We start from the raw sequence: 18,628 nt of genomic DNA, 5'->3' as shown, positions 1-18,628 counted from the left end.
TATTGCCGTGGGACGGGCGTGTACGCGTCATTTCTGCTGCTCCGGATTTGCAATCCGGAGCTTTTTTAGAAGCGGATTTGTAATCCGCCTTTGTGGTGATTGCTATAGCCGCTGCGGATTACAAATCCGCGGTTCCTATACTTTCGGATTGCAAATCCGAAAGTATAGGAGGGGTGTTTGCACTAAGGGCAGACTTTTGTCACTGGCTTTTACACCCCTATAGTCCCATGGTCGCAAGTTTTGACTCTCGTCTCACTTGTCCTCAAGGGGACACTCTCTGGTATAACTTAGTCCTGCGCCATAAACATGAATGTACTTTAAAGTATATGCAGGCGATGTTACTGCTGAAATTGAGGCCTTCAGTCTTCAAAGCATACTTACCGGTTTATACTTTCAGCAGAACAAAGATTCGTTGGAGTGTCGCATAGTATAAAAGCGCCTGAAACCGTATCTTCGTATATTATTAGGATGACACGTATGAAGAAAAGACTGCTTGCCCCCTTGCTGGGACTGTTGCTGCTGGGAGCCTGCGCCACCGACGACGAGCCAACCCCCATCACAAGACCGAATGCGGGGCCGCAGCGCCTGTGTTACCTGCAGGAGCAAACCATCTCCAATGAAGCCGGCGACACGACCTCTACCATCCGCTATACTTACAACGAGCTGAACCAGGTTGTCCAAACGGATCACCTGAACGGGGAGGTACTGACAGAGGTGCGGACCTATACGTATACGTCTGGCGGAAAACTGGCGATGGAACGCCTGCTCACACCGGAAGGGGAGGAGGTTTCCTACACCGACTACAGCTATAATCCGCAGGGGCGGCTGTCGCGGTACGTGGTGCTGCAGCGGGTGCCCGGCCTGGACGTGATACATCGCCTGGCCTCGTTCAAGGCGTCCTACGACAACCTCGGCCGCCTGACCTCTGCTACGGACTACCTGTACCTGAACAACACTGAGCAGGATAACGGGGGCATAACGCAGGCTTACGTGCGGGATAGTACGGTTACAGTGACAGTAAGAGGAAGTAACCGCGCCACGCTCTACACGGCAAAGATTGTAGAGAATGACAGCATCTTCACACCACTATCAGCCGTGCCGGTGTACCTGCACCGCAGGCCAGGCATTAATTACCCGAGCCTGAACGCTATCACTGAGTTTAATGCCGTAGCCAACGATACCGTTGCAGTAAATGTAGCCTACAATGCTACCTACAAGACCAACAAGAATGGCTTCCCGGAATCTGCCGAGATAACCTATGCCGGTGGCCGCGTGGAGAAGAGAAGCTATACTTATAACTGCCCGGAATAGGAATATGCTTCCCTACTTTCACGCATTCCACCTTTTTGTCATGCTGTAAGGATCTTGGTGGCGAGCGAGGGTGTTTGGGGTTTTCAATGAATAAGAATTTGTCAGCCCCCAAGTATGGAACTGGCTTTGGTTAGAACGGAGGGAAAGCACGATTCAACCAAACCAAAAAAGAAATGAACTCAGAAGTATAGAAAGTATAAAGGCAGCCAACTTTGGCTGCCTTTATACTTTCTATACTTTAAATGCGGGTTAGAGCAATTTAAATAACCTGTCCTTTAGTCCGGCAGAGGCCTCAACAAGAGGCAGTCTTACCTGCGAGGTGCAAACTCCGAAACGCTCCAGCACGGCCTTAACGCCAACCGGGTTGCTCTCCTCATACATCAGCGGGTTGATGTCCACAAAGTTAAGCAGCAGCTCGGAAGCCTCTTTGTAGTTGCCGTCCAGAGCCTGGCGAACCATGTTGCTGAACTTGCCCGGGAAGGCGTTTGCCAGTACAGAAATAACTCCCACCGCGCCAAAGCTCGTCATTGGCACAGTCAGCAGGTCGTCGCCGCTGATGAGCAGGAAATCCTCCGGCTTGTGTTTGGCAATATACATGCACTGCTCCAGGTTGCCCGATGCCTCCTTTATAGCCACAATGTTATCATGCGAGGCCAGCTTTACCGTTGTCTCACCTGCCATATTGCTGCCGGTGCGGCCCGGCACGTTGTAAAGTATAACCGGCACCGGTGCGGCATCGGCCACCTGCACAAAATGCTGGTAAATGCCCTGCTGCGAAGGTTTGTTATAGTATGGACTAACGGAAAGTATGGCTGTGATGCCTTCTAAATCGGTTTGCTTGATGGTAGCGATAACCTGCTGCGTGTTGTTACCACCAATGCCGTATACCAGCGGCACCCGCCCGTTTACGTGTGCTTTAATCTTCTGCAGGATGGTAGTTCGCTCCTCATCTGTCGTTGTTACCGACTCCGCCGTGGTGCCGTTGATCACCAGGTAATCTACGCCGCCATTCAGCACGAAATCCAGCAGCTTGTGCAGGGCATCGTAGTCTACTTCCTGTTCTTTAGTAAAAGGCGTAACCAGCGCCACACCTGTTCCTCTTAATTTATCCTGAATCATAGAATGCCTTTATAACGCGAAGTTCTGATTATGTAGCCGCATCTGCAAATATCGTGTCAGGTATCTAAAGATTTGTACGGCCACTAAAGTATAAGCGGCAAAAGAGAAAGAACATACTTACGGATTAAAAATCAGAATTAGCTGTTGATTACCTGACAAAGACGCAACGGATTGCGTCTCAACAATCACCACCTTTCTAACTCTCTAACTTTTTAACTTTCTAACTCCAGAGACGCAACGTACTGCGTCTCTATAACTCCCCAACTCCAAAACTCCCTACTGTATGTTGTTTTCCTCTACCCACTTCAGGAAAGTATCTTTGTATACTTCGCCTATCGGGATTTCCTTGTTGCCGATGCGGATGCGGCTCTTCTCGATGCTGTCGATCTTTTGCAGTGATACGATGAAGGAGCGGTGTACGCGCAGGAACTTCGATTCAGGCAGTTTCTCCATCATCTTGCTCATGGAGAGCAGCGTGATGATTTTCTGATCTTTTGTTTGGATGATGATGTAATCCTTCAGCCCTTCTATCCAAAGGATGTCCTTAAAATCCACGCGGATGGTTTTGTAGTCGGCCTTCACAAACATAAAGTCATGCTCCTGTGCGGCCGGCGCTGAGATAGGGGCTGCCTCGGTGGTTTTGGCGGGTACGCGCTGCAGCCTTTCCTGGGCCTTGGTCACGGCCTTCAGAAAACGATCGAAGGGGATGGGCTTGAGCAGGTAATCCACGGCGTCCTGGTTAAAGCCCTCCAGCGCATAATCGGGGTAGGCGGTGGTGAAGATGATGAGCGGCTGGTTTTTCAGTATGTTCAGGAACTGGATACCCGTTAGCTCCGGCATCTCGATGTCGAGAAACATCAGGTCAATCTGCTCTTCCCGAAGCACCTGCATGGCCTCGGTGGCGCTGGAGCAGGTTTTTACCAGTTTCAGGTAAGGCAGTTTACTGATGTAGCTTTCGATGATGTCGAGGGCCAATGGTTCGTCGTCTACGGCAAGGCAGCGGATGGTCATAGTTTTATCTGGTTTATAGGCTTGAAGTATAGTTTCAGTGTGGCGTAAAAGGTGCCGTCTTTTTCCTCAAAAGTCAGTTCGTGCTGCTTGTCGTAGAGCAGGTTGAGGCGGCGTTTGAGGTTTTCGAGGCCGATGCCCCCGAAGTCCCGCTTTTTGTGCTGGCTGGTGTTGTTGATGGTACTGAACAGCAGCGAATCCTCCCTCACCACCAGGTTCAGAATTATCCCGATCTCATTTTTGCTCACCAGGCCATGCTTAAAGGCGTTCTCCACCAGCGTCATCAGCAGCATGGGCGCTATCTGCTTGCCCTGCAGGTCACCCTCAATGTTAAACCGTATACTTGTCTGCTCCCGCAGGCGCAGCTTCTGCAACGCTATGAAATTGTGGATGTGGTCCACCTCTTTCTCCAGGCTCACCAGGGCGTCGTTGCTCTCATAGAGCATGTAGCGCATCAGCAGCGAGAGCTTCATGATAGCGTCCGGCGTTTCGGGGTGCTGCTGGTAGGCAAGCGAGTATATGTTGTTGAGCGTGTTGAACAGGAAATGCGGATTCACCTGCGATTTAAGGAAGGCTAGCTCGGCTGTCAGTTTCTGCGTTTCCAGCTCCTTGTTGCGGCGCTCGTTTCGGATGTAGTTGCCTGTTACCTTCAGGGCGGAGGAGATGAATACCAGCACCAGGCCGCCCATAATGTACTGCAAAATGCGCTCGCTGCTGTAGAGCTGCGTCATCTCGCGGTTAAACTCCCGGAAGAAATAAAAATCCAAGGGCGCACGCAGGATGGCAATGGCTACCAGGGTGGTGAGCACCGCGGCAATGTAGAGCAGGATGCGGTTGCGCGCCAGGTAGCGGGAGATGAGCACGTACCAGTTGAAGTAGAAAATGAAGATGTTGATGAGCAGGCCCACCAGCACATCCAGCACCTTGGCAAAAGAGAGGGCGCTGTTGCCGTACAGAAAGTAAAACACCCAGGCACCAAACAGCGCCCAGGCGGCCACATGTATGGCCACCGTGTAGCTCTTTTTCACGGCCACTTCCGGCAACACTACATTGGGTTTTGGCAAGGTCTTCAGGCTCATTAGTTCCGTTCTACGGGCAGCGGTACATACGCTATACTTTATACTGCCGGCATTTTATACTTTAAAGATAATGAAAGTATGCTATATACACGATGCGGCCATACGTCAATATACCAATCTGGCCCTCATCCGGATTAAAGTTCTGTTTTAAAAGACAAACACCCCTCATTCTCATTGGTCTAGGGTTTTAAGCTGTTAGTATAATCTATTTTTTTGATGCAGAAATAATCACATCCTTTACGGCCATGCTACTAAAATAAAACTATGAATCCATTTATCATTGAAACCCATGGCCTGAGTTACAGTTTCGGGAAGCATCAGGTACTGCACGATCTGGAGTTAAGGGTGCCGAAAGGAGCCATTTTCGGGTTTTTGGGCCCAAACGGTGCCGGAAAATCCACCACCATCCGCATTTTGCTCGGCCTTTTGCCTGTTCCCAAAGGGCAGGTACGGGTGCACGGGCAGGACCTGACGGAGCACCGCATCGACATCCTGCGCCGCACCGGCTCACTTATCGAAATGCCCACGCTTTACCGCCACCTCTCTGGCCACGACAACCTGGAGATGCACCGCCGCATGGTGCAGGCACCGTTTAGCCGCATTGCGGAGGTGCTGCAGATAGTGGGCCTTACCAAAGATGCGCACCGCAAAACAAAGGAGTACTCGCTGGGCATGAGCCAGCGACTCGGCATCGCGCTGGCCCTGTTGTCTGAACCTGAACTGCTGGTGATGGACGAGCCCACCAACGGGCTGGACCCCAGCGGCATCCGGGAGGTACGGGAGCTGATTGTTCGCCTGAACAGGGACTTTGGAAAAACCATCTTCCTTTCCAGCCATTTGCTTTCGGAGATTGAGAAATGCGCTACCGAAGTGGCCATCATCGACAAGGGAACAACCTTGTACCAGAGCAGTTTGCAACAACTCTACCAGGGCACTTTTCAGAGCAACGTGCTGCACCTGGAAACCAGCAACAACACCATCGCCCACAAACTGCTGACCGACCACGCGTACCAGCTCTTGCCCCAGCAGGATGAGGCGCTGGCCGTGCAGGTGCAGGACAGGCAGCAGGTAGCTAAAATCAACCGCTTCCTGATCGTGAACGGACTGGAAGTATACCGCCTCAGCACCCACACCCAAAACCTGGAAGAGCTCTTCCTCAACATTACCAACCGCGATTCGGCCTCAGTTACCATATCCGAATCTATACCTGCCCTGAAGCCATGAGTTCCGTCACCTACTACCGCAGCAGCCTGAGTGCTGAAACGCTGAAGCTCAAAAACACCTTCGCCCTGTGGCTTGCTATACTGGCCCCCTGCGCCCTGTTAAGTATGAATGTGCTTGTTTTCTGGTCGAAGGGGCAGCATTTTGTAACCGACGGTGTGAATCCCTGGCACCGGTTCGCGGCACAGAATTTTGGGGTGTATGCCTTGCTGCTGATGCCCATTTATATCGCGCTGCTCACCAGTCTGACCAATGGCATAGAGCACAAGGCCAACGGCTGGAAGCATTTGTATGCCTTGCCATTACCGAAGAGCACCATTTATACGGCAAAGGCAACGACGGTGCTGGGGCTGGTGCTGCTGAGCAATGTGGTGTTTGTAGTAGCCTACCTGGCTGCCGGCCTTTTCCTGTCGATGGTGCGACCGGACTTAGGCTTTGATGCTATGACAGGCCTTTTACCGGTTTATATCTCGGTGCTGAAGCTGTTTCTGGCAACGTTTGTCATCATAGCGCTGCAATTTTGGCTCAGCATCCGGTGGAGCAGTATTGCCCTAAGTATGGGCGTGGGGATTATAGGCATTATCACGCTGATGATAGCTCTCCGGTGGGAGTACATACACTACTATCCGTTTGCCTACCCGTTCATGGCCATCAAGGGTTTCCCGAATGAGACTTCGCTGCAGAACGTGTTTGGGCAGGAGGTTTTGCTGAGTTTAGGCACTGGCCTGCTGGTATTTATACTGGGTTACTTTGATGTTTCCAGTAAGCGTATTTCCTGATGTATCTTGTTTTGTTGTTTGTTTGAGAAAAAGCGGCACTGGGTCTCCCGGTGCCGCTTTTTTTATACTACCTGATCATTCCCAGAAACTCATCCTCTGATAAGATTTTGATGCCTAGCTTCTCAGCCTTTTCCAGCTTGGACGGGCCCATTTTGTCACCGGCCACCAGATAGGAAAGCTTTTTGGAGATAGAACTCACGACTTTGCCGCCGTGGCTAACGATGAGTTGCTGCAGCTCTTCCCGGCTCACGCTCTCGAACACACCTGAAATCACAAAGGTGGAGCCTTCCAGCCGGTCGCTCTGAATCTCCGGGGCAGTTTTCTCCGACTTGAACTTGAGTCCGGCCGCTTTAAGGCGCTCCAACAGCTGCACATGGTCCGGATCCTGGAAGTAGGAGAGGATGGATTGGGCAATACGGTCGCCGATTTCGTTGATGGCAATCAGTTCCTCGTAAGTAGCGCCGCGTAAAGCCTCCAGGTCCGGTAGCTCTTCGGCAATCTTTTTAGCCACCGTGCTGCCCACAAAGCGGATGCCCAGCGCAAACAGCACACGGTCATATGGCGTCTCCTTCGATTTTTGCAGGCTGTTGAGAATGTTGTTGGCCGATTTCTCGCCCATGCGCTCCAGCGGCACCAGTTGCTCGAAGGTGATGTCGTAGAGGTCGGCCACATTGCGCACGTAGCCCGCGCGGTAAAGCTGCTCTAAAGTTCTGGGACCCAGTTCATCCACGTTCATAGCCTTGCGGGAGATGAAGTGCTCCAGTTTGGCCAGAATTTGCGGCTCACATCCTTTCTCGTTCGGGCAGTAGAACTGCGCCTCACCCTCGGCGCGTACCAGCTCAGAGCCGCAGGCAGGGCAGTGGGTAGGATAGAGGATGGGTTGGCTGTCGGCAGGACGTTGGGCTAGATCCACCCCGGTGATTTTGGGGATGATTTCGCCGCCTTTCTCCACAAAAACGGTATCACCAAGGCGCAGATCCAGGCGCTGGATTTCGTTGGCATTGTGCACGGAGGCGCGTTTTACCACCGTACCAGCCAATTGTACCGGCTCCAAGAGGGCAACCGGGGTTACGGCGCCCGTGCGGCCCACCTGGTACTGCATGCCCAGCAGCTTGGTAGCGGAATTCTCGGCGGCATACTTGTAGGCAATCGCCCAGCGCGGACTTTTGGCAGTATAGCCCAGTTCCTCCTGCAGGGCATAGCTGTTCACTTTCACCACCACGCCATCGGTAGCAATCGGCAGCTCGAACCGCCTTTTTTCCCACTCGTTGATGTAGGCCAGCACATCCTCAATGCTATTGCACTTGCGCCAGGTATCGGATACTTTAAAGCCCCATTTCTGGATAGCCTGCAAACTTTCCGAGTGCGTATCAAACGGCAGATTATTGGCCAGCATGCCGTAGGAGAAGCAGCCCAGTTTGCGGCTGGCTACGATAGAGGAATCCTGCAGTTTGAGGGTACCGGAGGTGGCATTTCTGGGGTTAGCCAGTAGTTGCTCGCCCGTCTCTTCGCGCTCGGCATTGAGCTGCTGAAACACTTGAAAAGGCATGAATACCTCGCCGCGCACTTCAAACAGCTCCGGGTAATCTTTGCCGTGTGCCTGCAATGGGATGTCGCGGATGGTGCGCACGTTGGCTGTGATGTTGTCGCCCCGGGTGCCGTCGCCGCGCGTGGCGCCCTGCACCAGCCGGCCGTTTTCGTAGGTCAGGCTGATGGCCACCCCATCGAATTTCTGCTCACACACATACTCCACGTCCTCGCCAATGGCTTTGCGCACGCGCTTGTCAAACTCGCGCAGTTCTTCCTCGGAGTAGGTGTTGCTGAGCGAGAGCATCGGCCAGCGGTGATACACGGTTTCGAAGGTTTTAGTGATGGTGCCGCCCACGCGCTGGGTAGGGGAGTGCGGCTGTTTATACTCGGGGTATTTTTCCTCCAGTTCCTCCAGCCGCTTGAGCATCTGGTCAAACTCGAAATCCGATACTTCTGACGTGCTGTTCTGGTAATATTGGTAATTCAGGTGATTTATCTTCTGCGTCAGCTCCTGTATTTCCAGGGCCGGGTCTAGTGTGTTTGCCATCTCTCGTGATTTATACTTCCTGTAAAAATAGGAAATTTGTCCGAATCAGGGTTGGCTGGATGAGAGGATAAAGGGGATTTTTAAGCGATACAGAGTTCGTATCGTCTGGTACTAGCGTCCGCTTGTGCCTTTTCTTCTCTTAGCTGGCGCGAGTTTGCATTCTTGCTGTTGCGGGTTTGCAATCCATGCCTACTTATGGTGTCAGGTTTGCAACTTGACTGGCTTGAATAGCCATACTTTATACTTTGGCTATACCTTTATACTTGAGCTATACTTGCCGGTTTATACTTTCCTAGCCGCTGCTTCCCGCAACCTGAACCAAGCTATCCTTGTTAGCGGCCGTTCATCCTATAGTTCGCAAATACGTCTCGTTTCACCTCTGGCTTTGGCTCCCTCAAGGCCGGGAGGTCTCGTCCTGGGGGTAGGGGCCCTCGATGAAGGGCATCGCGCGGTGTACATTTCCTGCCCTCGTGCCTCGGGCTGCCTCACTTCGTTCGTCACCAGAAATCTACAAGGCGCTCAACCCAAGGACTGGGAACAAATTCGATAGCTCCTGCCTTTGATGACACCTCGACCTTTGGGAGAAATCTAATTAGAATTACCACTAATTCTCTCGTGGTACTCGAGATGATAGGAAAAGGAGCAAGTATAATTCCCCTCCTCGGAGGGGTTAGGGGTGGGTTTATACCCTATGCGGAGAGCAGCTATGAAACCTATACTTCAGCATCAGCAATTACAGGCTCCCCTCCTTAGACTACCGAGAACGGGAGTTCGAAGGTAGCGAGCGTAGCTCTGAGGGGTAGGGGTGGTTGGACCCGGTCCTGCAGAAATACTGCTCATCCCTAAATCCTGATTCCGACAAGTATAAAGTATAGCCAATGCCAGACGTTCGCAGGACCTGCGGACTCAGCGAGGGCTTCAGATTAAGCAAGCGTTGTATTGAGGGGGTAGGAGTTTCAGATCAAGGAACTAGAAAGCTTATACTTCTCTATAGCCTCAGCTTTACCTATCTTCCCACAAGATTCTTTCAGAATGAGAAAATAAAGTGCATAAAATGCCGCCGATCCTGTGGAGACAATTCAACTTAAAGAAAGAATTATAAGGAAGAGATACAGTGTAAATTAAGGCGAGAACACTTGCGCCAGGTAAGAAGCAGGAAAGTATAAACTCCCAAACAAAGGAAAACAAAACATCAACGATGAGCCTGTAAGCCGGGTTCTGTCGCTACGCCCGGAGGCGTGCGTCTTATCATTTATCTAGGCCTGCACTCGCGCACAGGCTCCATCGACCTACCCACCGACATCGGACGAGCAGCCCTTAGCCCCGCCTAAGCGAGGCGCTGCCGGCCTATTTGGTCTTTCAACTCCTAAGGTTTACCCAGCCGGACTGGTCACCCAGCCGCTGGTGCGCTCTTACCGCACCTTTTCACCCTTACCGGACTAATTTTTAGTGAATAATGATGAATGACTAATTATTCATTATTAATTAATCATTATTAATTAGCCCGGCGGTAATTTTCTGTGGCACTGGCTGTATCTGTTTCGTCTCCAAAACAGACCCTTCCTGTTAGGAAGTAGGATGCTCTGTGTTGCCCGGACTTTCCTCTCCCCTCAAAAAGGGCAGCGATAAGACGGCTCACCGTTGATACTTTGTTCAGCGCAAAGATAACACAATTAGCGAACCAGAGGTTCGCATGAGTTAGAGAGTTTAGGAGTTAAAGAGTTTAGGAGTCGAAATAAACCTTATAACTCTCTAACTCCTCAACTCCCAAACTCTCTAACTTACTTCAGTCTCACCAGAGTGGCGCCGTAGCCGAATTTTTCTTTGCGGGCGTCCTCGAAGTACTTGATACCAGGGGTGCGGCTTAGGATTTTCTGCAGCTCTTTGCGCAGCACGCCGTTGCCTGCTCCGTGGATGAACACAATCTCGTGCATGTTGGTGGCCATGGCTCTGTCCAAGGCATCCTGGAAGCGCTCCAGCTGTATTTTGATGATGGCGCTGTTGCTCATGCCGCTGTAGTCCTCTACCAGCTTTTCGATGTGCAGGTCTACCTCGTGCTCGGGAGCCGTGAGTTTATAGTTCTCGCTCTTCTCCACCGCCTCTGCCAGTTGCTCCTTTATCTTATCCGGATTTACAGACACAGGTTTCTGGTCGAGCTGGAACAGGTAAGCTTCTTTGTTAAGCACCGGTGCCGTGCGCTTGCTTTTGTAGAAGGAGCTGGCCTTGAACTGCACGCGCTTTACCACCGGCTCGAAGAGGGTGGGGCTGCCGTTGCGGTGCTGTATGAACTGAATGATGAGGCTGGGCCACTTTTCAAACTCTTTCAGGTGGTAATGCGTGATAACGCGGGTACCCTTCGGGGCGAGTTTGTCGTTTTGCAGGCCACGGTATTTGCTCTCGCGCTCCTCGCCGCTGGTAAACAGCACGTCATAGTCTGAATTGTTCACCACCGTTACGGCCAGCAACTCCTCCGACTGATGCACCAGTGCCAGGTAAATGCCCTGCGCGGCCAGCACCGGGGCAACAGGCTCTTTACGTTTGCTTGGCTGTATTGTGGTCTCGTCCTGGCGCATATACTTTTGCTCCTCGGCCGCAATCACTACCACTTCGCGCCTGGCTACGGGAATGGTAAAGTCGTTATCAATGGCTACTTCTACCAGGTTGTTATCTAAAATGCGCGTGATAATGCCTTCCTCACGGCCAGACATCAGACGCACGCGGTCTCCTACGTTCATTTTACTTTGTTTAAGTTTTATCGATGTAATTTATACTTTGGAAACAGGTAATTGCCAATTAAGGATTCCTGCCTGCTTCGTTTGCCTTTTGTGTATTGAATTCCGATGACTTGCCCTTTGGTATGGAAAGCGTTTTCCAATCCTCATTACGTAAGAGCTTTCCGATGTACACCATTTGCCCAATGTGGTACGGATAGTGCGCCAGTTGCCTGTTGATGGCATCCAGCACGGTGTGGGACTCGCTTCGGATAAAAATCTCCCTGTCCAGGTCTCCATCCGTAAGGGAGTGGAGTGCGTCCAGGAAACACTTCCAGCCTTCATCCCACTTCAGAAGCAGTTCCTCCCGGCTTTTAATATCATTTTCGAACTCGGCGTCCCGATCGCGCCAGGCTTTCTCACCATCAGTTGTCAGGAAGTCGGTCCAGCGGGAGAGCATGTTGCCCCAAAGGTGCTTTACCAGCGTGGCAATGCTGTTGCTTTCAGCGCCGGGCTGCCAGAAAAGCTGCTCTTCGGTTAGTTGGTTAAACGTATTATCGCCCAGCGATTTATAATACTCGAAGCGCTTGATGGCAGAGTCTAAGTAAGAAGTTTTCATAGTTTATACTTTGTTTGAAGTGTAGGCCTGCGGTTTCTCTGTAAAAGTAGGAGGCTTCACCTCAACTTAAAAGTATAGGGCGTGCATTTTTAGGCCGTTTTTGCGGTTATATTCCAATGCGGGGGCGGGTATTTTGATGATACTCAGTACGTAGAGAGCGGTGTTCCATACTTTGCTGCGTCCTTTAAAGTGCATCAGGTTCAGGTCAGGGCTGAGGTAGAACTGGCGGTAATGGTCCAGCCCGGCTGCTTTGTTGGCCTCCGGGTCGTTATAAACCATTTGCTGGGCACCATAGCCCACAGCTATGTTTAACCACTTAGGGTACTTGCTCTCTTTCTTCAGAAAGGCACCCACATCCACAGAGAGCCAGTAGGTTTGCCCGTTATAATCTTTCAGGGCTTGCTCTGCCAGACTGCTGCCGAGCACATTAGGCCGCATCTCGGCATAACGGGTAGTGTGGAAGGAGAATTTAGGCATAATGCGCACTTCCTGCCAGGCCAGTTCCTGCGCCACCACGGCCGCTGACCCAACGGTGTTGGCCACCAGGTCGCCCACCGAGGCACCATAGTCTTCCTGATACCCGTCAAAGATCTCGATGGGGGTTTGGAGTATTATACCCGTAAGGCCGCCGTAAAGTATGGCTTTCTTCTCCGGTACACCTGCCCAACGCAGCATATCAATTCCGGCACGGCTCTGGTGGAAGGCACTCCAGAAATGCCCTGCCTTGTCCATTTGCTTCCATTGCATGTTGTCGTTAAACCAATGAAATTCCGTGCGGTTTTCCTCATCATACCAGGCTTTGTTCAGCGATACCAGCATGGAAGTATATCCAGCAGCAAAAGTAGACCCGAGCACCAGGAGCCTTTTCTTGTTTACAGCCGCCGTATCGACTGGGGCCTGTGCCATGCCGAGCCGGGGCAGTGTTAAGATAACAAGCAGGAAGTATAGTATAAACCTTTGGCGCATCAGGGGCAAAGATAGGGCTTATTCCGGGTTTTGTGTATGTGGAATAATTCGCTAATTGGTCAGAAGTACGTTAACTATTTTATACTTTACTGGCGCAAGCGTCCGCTTCTGCCTTTATCTTTTCCTGGCGCAAGTCTTCAGACTTGGGTCCTACTATGGTGTTGGGTTTGCAACCCGACTGGCTTGAAAAGCCATACTTATACTTCGGCTATACTTCATAGCCGCCGCTTCCTTCCACTTGAACCAAGCTATCCTTCCTAGCTTCCGTTCATCCTCCAGACTTATACAAGCTACTGTTTCATCTCCAACTTGGCTCCCTCAAGGCCGGGAGGCCTCGTCCTGGGGCATCGCGCGGTGTACATTTCCTGCCCTCGTGCCTCGGGCTGCCCTTAACGGGCACCGTAAATCTACAAGGCGCTCAACCCAAAGGCTGGGAAAGGGTTCGATAGCCACAGCCTCTGCTATGCAACAAGTACCAACTGTCCCCTTGAGGACAAGTGAGAACGGGAGTTCGAAACTTGCGAGCAAAGCTCAATAGGGGTGTAATCGCCTGCAGATAATTCCCCCTTGGGATGGGCTAGGGATGGGGCTATACTTTGTAGGGACAACGACTACAGAGTTTATACTTCAGCAAGCGTATCTACAGACTCCCCTCCTTAGCTAAGGAGGGGTAGGGGTGGTTGGACCCGGTACTAAAAACTTATCTTGAACTTATAGACGAGTATGCCCTTTTCTCGACAGGGTCTAAAAACAAAAGCGGCGAAGCTCATCAGCTTCGCCGCTTTTTATACTTTAAAAGCAGGAGTTTATCCTTATGCTTTCGTGTACATTACTGATTTAACCGCCTCGATGGTACGCGCTACGTTGGGCAGTGACGCCTCGATAAGCGTAGGAGCATATGGAAGCGGCACGTCGCGGCAGGTAACGCGTTTTACCGGAGCATCCATATAATCGAAGGCATTGCTCTGGATGTGGTAAGCCAACTCGGCAGAGATAGAAGCCAATGGCCACGCCTCTTCCACTACTACCATGCGGTTGGTCTTCTTCACAGACTCTACCAGTGTTTTGTAGTCGATTGGACGAACAGTGCGCAGGTCGATTACCTCAGCGTTGATGCCGTCTTTTGCCAGTTCTTCGGCAGCAGCCAGGGCCACTTTCATCATCTTACCGAAAGAAACGATGGTTACGTCCGTGCCTTCGCGCTTGATGTCGGCCACGCCTATTGGAATCAGGTACTCTTCTTCAGGAACCTCGCCTTTGTCGCCGTACATCTGCTCAGACTCCATGAAAATCACAGGGTCGTTGTCGCGGATAGCGGACTTAAGCAGGCCTTTGGCATCGTATGGGTTAGAAGGCACAATTACCTTCAGACCAGGCGTGTTGGCATACCAGTTCTCGAAGTTCTGCGAGTGCTGGGAAGACAGCATGCCGGCGCTACCGGTTGGACCACGGAACACCATTGGCGCACCGTACTGGCCACCTGACATAGACATCATTTTGGCAGCAGAGTTGATCACCTGGTCGATGGCCACCAACGAGAAGTTGAAGGTCATGAACTCAATGATAGGGCGCAGGCCGTTCATGGCAGCACCAACGCCGATACCGGCAAAGCCAAGTTCTGCAATCGGAGTGTCAATCACACGCTTTGGGCCGAACTCGTCCAGCATGCCCTGGCTCACTTTGTAGGCTCCGTTGTACTCGGCTACTTCTTCGCCCATCAGAAACACGCGCTCGTCGCGGCGCATTTCCTCCGACATTGCTTCGCGGAGGGCTTCTCTAAACTGTATACTTCGCATTTCAGATGTTATAATCTCGGTTCAGCCTGTAAAATTAAGATAACTCTATGAATAAACAAGGCACCCACCTGTTTTTGCCTGTCCTACTAGCGGATGAGCGCATCTTTGTAGGCTGCCTTGTCGCGGTAGGCCTCGAACTCCACGTCATTTATCGCTTTCTGCGTGAAGGCTTTGTCGGCATTTACGGCACGACGCAAGGCGTTCTCCAGCATCTCCTCGTCCTGGCTGCGGGCGCCAAGTATGGCCAGGCTATAGTAGGCCAGCGCATCGTTTTGCTTCTGCTCCAGCGCCTTGAGGTAGAAGTCCTTTGCTCCCTCATAGTTTTCCTTTAACAGGTAACTCAGCCCAAGGTTCATATTCGTTTGGTACGTGTCGCCGGCGTAGCGCAGGCTGGCAATGGCCTCGTCATAACGGCCGGTCTCGATTTCCAGGGCGGCTTTGTCGGCAAACAGGGCCTGCTGCATCTCTTCCTCGCCACCCAGGGTAAGGGCGTAGTTGTAATATTCCAGCGCCTCGTTATACTTGCCCAGCTGGTGGTACGCACTGGCCAGGCCATAGTATACTTTGGAGGTAGGGTTGCGGTAGCCGGCAAAGGTCAGGTGATGTACGGCTTTCTCCAGCAGCTCTTTCTTGGCGGCAGGGCGGTAGTCCTTCTGCGCCATTTCGTAGTATACCACGCCCAGGTTGTAGTAGGCGGGCCATTTGTCGGTAGTCTTAACGGCGGCCTCATACAATTTGCGCTTCTCGGCCAGCAGTGGCGTAAGGGTGGCGGCATGCTGCAGCTCATCCTCCGTCAGTTGGTCGGCACTTGCCTCTCCTTTGGCAATGCGCTGGGCCAGCAAGTATAGCTCATAGTCTGGACGGCGGCTGCGGTTGTAGTTGAATTCCATTTTCACCGTCTGCAGGCTGGGGTATACATACTTTTGGATGTACGGATACGCCTCTGTCTTTTCCAGGGCCTTCAGTTTTTCCTGCTCGCTCTGCTCCCCCTGAAGTATGGCCAGTACCTGCTGCTTTTGCTCCTTTGCCAAGGCGGTAGTCTCTAGTTTCTCCAGCAGGACTTCAGCAATATTGTTTTCAACCTGCGTTGTTATTTGTAGCTTCTTACCATTGTAGTCCAGTAACTTTACTTTCTGGCGGTATTGTTGCTCCAGGGTTTGGGCGCGTTTCTGGGCCAAATTGCTGCCTTTCTCGCCGGGCGAACGCATGCCCGTAATTTTTATACTTTGCGTCGGCACATTATCCATGGCATACTGGTCCAGCACCTTCAGCTTCTCATCCGATAGGTCGTCCAGCTTGGTTTGGCCGCTCTCAAAATAGAACACTATATTTCCGGTGCTGTCGGTGGCCTCGGCGTACTTATTATCCGAGAACGAAAAGCTGTTGCTGCGCACCAGCAGCAGGGGAGTGGTGTTGAGGCCGACAGCCACCTGCTTCGCCTTCGTATATTCTACGTCATTGTCTTTGAGCGCGATGGCTCGGCCCTGCACCATCAGGCGGCCGGTGGATTTTTCGGGGGCATAAGGGAAGGAGAGTTGCCGGGTGATGGTGGGCTTTCTGTCCTCATAGAGAAACTCCCCTACCTCGAAACTATAGGTGCCCACGTTCTCACGCTTCTGCTCTTTGCCATACTCGTAGTATACATCCAGTTTGTACACTTCTTTCTCACGGATTAGTTTTTCCGGAACCTGTGCCTTCAGCTCAAAGTTGATACTTTCTCCGTTGGTGGTCAGGGGGGAGGGAACTACGGTTACCTGCTGGTCCTTTTCGGCGGTTTTTACCATGCGCTGCAGCGTGCAGCCGGTGCTGCCGATGCTAAGGCCGAGGGTGAGGAGCAGGAGGTAGTTTTTGTTTTTCTTGTACTGTTGCATGTCCTGTTTTTTTCGCTTGCCGTACATGTATGGTACACCACGAATCGTGGTTTTACGTTAAGGTTATACTTTCGGTAGCGTTGATTTATTTTGATGTTTAAGGAATAAAGTATAATTTAGAACTTTAAAAAGATGTACATGAAACGGCTTCAATACTTTATAGAATCGCAGGCTTTTGGCGTTTGCACGATGCTTGGAGAGAAGCTGGGCTTTGCCTCCAGTAGCATCCGTCTCACGTTCATCTATGTTTCCTTTCTCACCATGGGCTCGCCCGTAATCATTTACCTGATGCTGGCCTTCTGGATGAATGTAAGCAAGCACCTGCGCCGCGAACGCAGCACCGTTTGGGACTTATAGCTCCCGCACTGTTCGCTTTTGCCGGATAAAATACTGCCATACGATACTGCCTTTGTAAACGCCGCTCATATAAGGGAAATTGCCTTTTGGCAGCTGCTCTTTTCGGCGCCGCCGCCAATAGGTGCGGTTCCGCAGCAGGTCGGCATGGGCATCCAGTACCGCTTTGGCATCCTTTGTCTGTCCGGCCACTACCATTCGCAGGGCGGCTACCCAATCCAGCAACACCCTGAGCAGCAACGCCATCACTAGCTCCCGTGTGGGAATATTCTTGAACAGCAGCGCCAGGCCGTTCCGGAAGTTCAGGTAGGTTTTGCGCGGGTTTGATTTGTGCAGCGTGCCGCCGCCCACGTGGTACACGCGGCTATGCCCATTGTACATCACCTTATACCCCGCGTTTTTGGCGCGCCAGCAGAAGTCTATTTCCTCCATGTGGGCAAAGAAGGCAGGCTCCAATCCGCCGAGTTTATGGTAGGCCTCAGCTCGCACGAACATGCAGGCGCCGGTTGCCCAGAACACCTCCTGCACATCGTCATACTGGCCTTTGTCCTCCTCCAGTGTTTCAAAAAGGCGGCCACGGCAGTAGGGGTATGCCAGCGCATCCAGCATGCCGCCCCCGGCACCGGCATACTCAAAATAGCCCGGGTGCTGCTGCGCCAGTATTTTGGGCTGGCATACAGCTATACTGGCGTCCTGCTCCATCAACTCAATAATTGGCTCTGTCCAGCCCGGAGGCACCTCCACGTCAGAGTTAAGAAGCACGTAGTATTGGGCATCCACCTGTTGCAGCGCCTTGTTGTAGCCCTCGCAAAAGCCGAAGTTTTCGGATAGCAGGATGAGGCGCACCTGTGGGTAGTGCTCCTGCAGGAAAGGAATAGAGCCATCGGTGGAGGCATTGTCAGCCACAATGATCTCGGCATGGCCGCTGTTGGCCACCACCGACGGCAGGAACTGTTGTAAATGTTTCAGGCCGTTCCAGTTAAGGATAACAACGGCCGTGTGCGGGTTTTTATAGTCCAAAGCTGCCGAGGTCTAATCCGGGGATGTTCGGGATAAGGCCTTCTGTATGTTTGCGCATCTCCTCCTGCGCGCGCTCTCCGGCGGTCAGCATGGCGTTGTTAACGGCAGCCACAACCAAGTCGTTCACCATTTCGCGGTCGTTCACGTTCAGGATAGACTCGTCAATCTCAATCTTCAGGAGCTGGCGGTGACCGTTAACGGTGGCTTTCACCAATCCGGCACCCGACTCAGCGGTAACGGTCACGTCTTTTAGCTTTTCCTGTGCTTCTTTAATTTTGGCCTGGGCTTCTTTGATCTTGCCCATCATGCCCATCATATCAAACATAGTCTTCTACTTTAGTTAGTGTGCATGCGGCTAACGAATTATCAGCCTATCTTATTGACAAATATACGATCATTCTCAAATCATACACGCAGCTATGCTTCCCAGCCTGGTTGCTACAGGTCTTTTTATTGGGGGAAGATGGCTGCTGTGCCGATACGGGTAGATATTTTCCTCATTCACAATAACTAGTGATATTCTATAGATTTATATAAACCTATAAGTTGATGTTACACGTATAGATTTGTACTTTTTTTTAGTGCAATTATTTCTACCAGAGGCAGGTACACCTGTCTTCAATCCTGACTTTCCCTCCCTTCACCCTTATAGCACTCCCACTGCTTTGCCCAGTGGCAAAGAGATTCCCTTTGCTAT

Annotated in this window: 15 protein-coding genes and 1 other RNA gene; 4 read left to right on the top strand and 12 right to left on the bottom strand. The window is 51.7% G+C overall.

Going from position 1 to position 18,628, the window contains the following annotated elements:
- Positions 1-477 precede the first annotated feature (477 nt).
- Positions 478-1,311 (top strand): hypothetical protein, encoded by an 834-nt coding sequence (locus tag C8N40_RS16670; protein WP_108212947.1) that lies wholly within the window; start codon positions 478-480, stop codon positions 1,309-1,311.
- Between the two features lie 249 nt (positions 1,312-1,560).
- Here the strand turns inward: C8N40_RS16670 and dapA are convergent, their stop codons facing one another.
- The 3 genes from dapA to C8N40_RS16655 form a co-directional block, all read right to left on the bottom strand.
- Complete coding sequence (gene dapA / locus C8N40_RS16665; protein ID WP_108212946.1) at positions 1,561-2,430, bottom strand: 4-hydroxy-tetrahydrodipicolinate synthase; 870 nt, start codon at positions 2,428-2,430, stop codon at positions 1,561-1,563.
- Between the two features lie 276 nt (positions 2,431-2,706).
- Positions 2,707-3,441: a LytR/AlgR family response regulator transcription factor gene (locus C8N40_RS16660; protein ID WP_108212945.1), complete on the bottom strand. Its 735-nt coding sequence runs from the start codon at positions 3,439-3,441 to the stop codon at positions 2,707-2,709.
- A complete protein-coding gene (locus C8N40_RS16655; protein ID WP_108212944.1) occupies positions 3,438-4,517 on the bottom strand; it encodes a sensor histidine kinase in 1,080 nt (359 codons plus the stop codon). The genes C8N40_RS16660 and C8N40_RS16655 overlap by 4 nt, the downstream gene beginning before the upstream one ends.
- 264 nt (positions 4,518-4,781) lie before the next feature.
- On the opposite strand from C8N40_RS16655, the gene C8N40_RS16650 reads away from it, so the two are divergent.
- Together C8N40_RS16650 and C8N40_RS16645 are read left to right on the top strand one after the other, a co-directional pair.
- Positions 4,782-5,741, top strand: a complete 960-nt coding sequence (locus C8N40_RS16650) for an ABC transporter ATP-binding protein (RefSeq protein WP_108212943.1) — start codon at positions 4,782-4,784, stop codon at positions 5,739-5,741.
- On the top strand, positions 5,738-6,517 hold the full coding sequence (locus C8N40_RS16645; protein ID WP_108212942.1) for an ABC transporter permease: 780 nt from the start codon (positions 5,738-5,740) through the stop codon (positions 6,515-6,517). Before C8N40_RS16650 ends, C8N40_RS16645 begins: the two co-directional genes overlap by 4 nt.
- Before the next feature lie 67 nt (positions 6,518-6,584).
- Here C8N40_RS16645 and ligA read toward each other — a convergent pair whose 3' ends face one another.
- From ligA to C8N40_RS16610, 7 genes are all read right to left on the bottom strand, one after another.
- Positions 6,585-8,594 carry an NAD-dependent DNA ligase LigA gene (gene ligA, locus C8N40_RS16640; RefSeq protein WP_108212941.1) on the bottom strand — a complete coding sequence of 670 codons (2,010 nt, stop codon included), beginning with the start codon at positions 8,592-8,594 and terminating at the stop codon, positions 6,585-6,587.
- Between the two features lie 1,191 nt (positions 8,595-9,785).
- Positions 9,786-10,236: RNase P RNA component class A (gene rnpB / locus C8N40_RS16635), an RNA gene on the bottom strand.
- A gap of 139 nt (positions 10,237-10,375) precedes the next feature.
- Positions 10,376-11,329, bottom strand: coding sequence for a Smr/MutS family protein (locus C8N40_RS16630; protein ID WP_108212940.1), 954 nt, complete (start codon positions 11,327-11,329; stop codon positions 10,376-10,378).
- A 58-nt stretch (positions 11,330-11,387) separates the two neighbouring features.
- Positions 11,388-11,924 carry a DUF1572 domain-containing protein gene (locus tag C8N40_RS16625; protein ID WP_108212939.1) on the bottom strand — a complete coding sequence of 179 codons (537 nt, stop codon included), beginning with the start codon at positions 11,922-11,924 and terminating at the stop codon, positions 11,388-11,390.
- A gap of 66 nt (positions 11,925-11,990) precedes the next feature.
- Positions 11,991-12,830: a DUF2279 domain-containing protein gene (locus tag C8N40_RS16620; RefSeq protein ID WP_108213107.1), complete on the bottom strand. Its 840-nt coding sequence runs from the start codon at positions 12,828-12,830 to the stop codon at positions 11,991-11,993.
- An 872-nt stretch (positions 12,831-13,702) separates the two neighbouring features.
- Positions 13,703-14,686: a pyruvate dehydrogenase complex E1 component subunit beta gene (locus C8N40_RS16615; RefSeq protein ID WP_108212938.1), complete on the bottom strand. Its 984-nt coding sequence runs from the start codon at positions 14,684-14,686 to the stop codon at positions 13,703-13,705.
- An 86-nt stretch (positions 14,687-14,772) separates the two neighbouring features.
- Positions 14,773-16,557, bottom strand: coding sequence for a tetratricopeptide repeat protein (locus C8N40_RS16610; protein WP_170114131.1), 1,785 nt, complete (start codon positions 16,555-16,557; stop codon positions 14,773-14,775).
- A gap of 138 nt (positions 16,558-16,695) precedes the next feature.
- Between C8N40_RS16610 and C8N40_RS16605 the strand changes: the two genes are divergently transcribed.
- On the top strand, positions 16,696-16,914 hold the full coding sequence (locus tag C8N40_RS16605; RefSeq protein WP_108213106.1) for a PspC family transcriptional regulator: 219 nt from the start codon (positions 16,696-16,698) through the stop codon (positions 16,912-16,914).
- Here C8N40_RS16605 and C8N40_RS16600 read toward each other — a convergent pair.
- Together C8N40_RS16600 and C8N40_RS16595 are read right to left on the bottom strand one after the other, a co-directional pair.
- Complete coding sequence (locus C8N40_RS16600; RefSeq protein WP_108212936.1) at positions 16,909-17,931, bottom strand: glycosyltransferase family 2 protein; 1,023 nt, start codon at positions 17,929-17,931, stop codon at positions 16,909-16,911. The two genes, C8N40_RS16605 and C8N40_RS16600, sit on opposite strands and share 6 nt — an antisense overlap.
- The gene (locus C8N40_RS16595) at positions 17,921-18,256 is read right to left on the bottom strand and encodes a YbaB/EbfC family nucleoid-associated protein (protein WP_092098630.1); all 336 of its coding nucleotides are present in this window, start codon (positions 18,254-18,256) and stop codon (positions 17,921-17,923) included. The genes C8N40_RS16600 and C8N40_RS16595 overlap by 11 nt, the downstream gene beginning before the upstream one ends.
- Between the last annotated feature and the right edge of the window lie 372 nt (positions 18,257-18,628).

Source organism: Pontibacter mucosus (assembly GCF_003054055.1).
GTDB classification, from domain to species: domain Bacteria; phylum Bacteroidota; class Bacteroidia; order Cytophagales; family Hymenobacteraceae; genus Pontibacter; species Pontibacter mucosus.
Note: the sequence above shows the minus strand (reverse complement) of the source record. Positions and strands in the feature narration are given on the sequence as shown.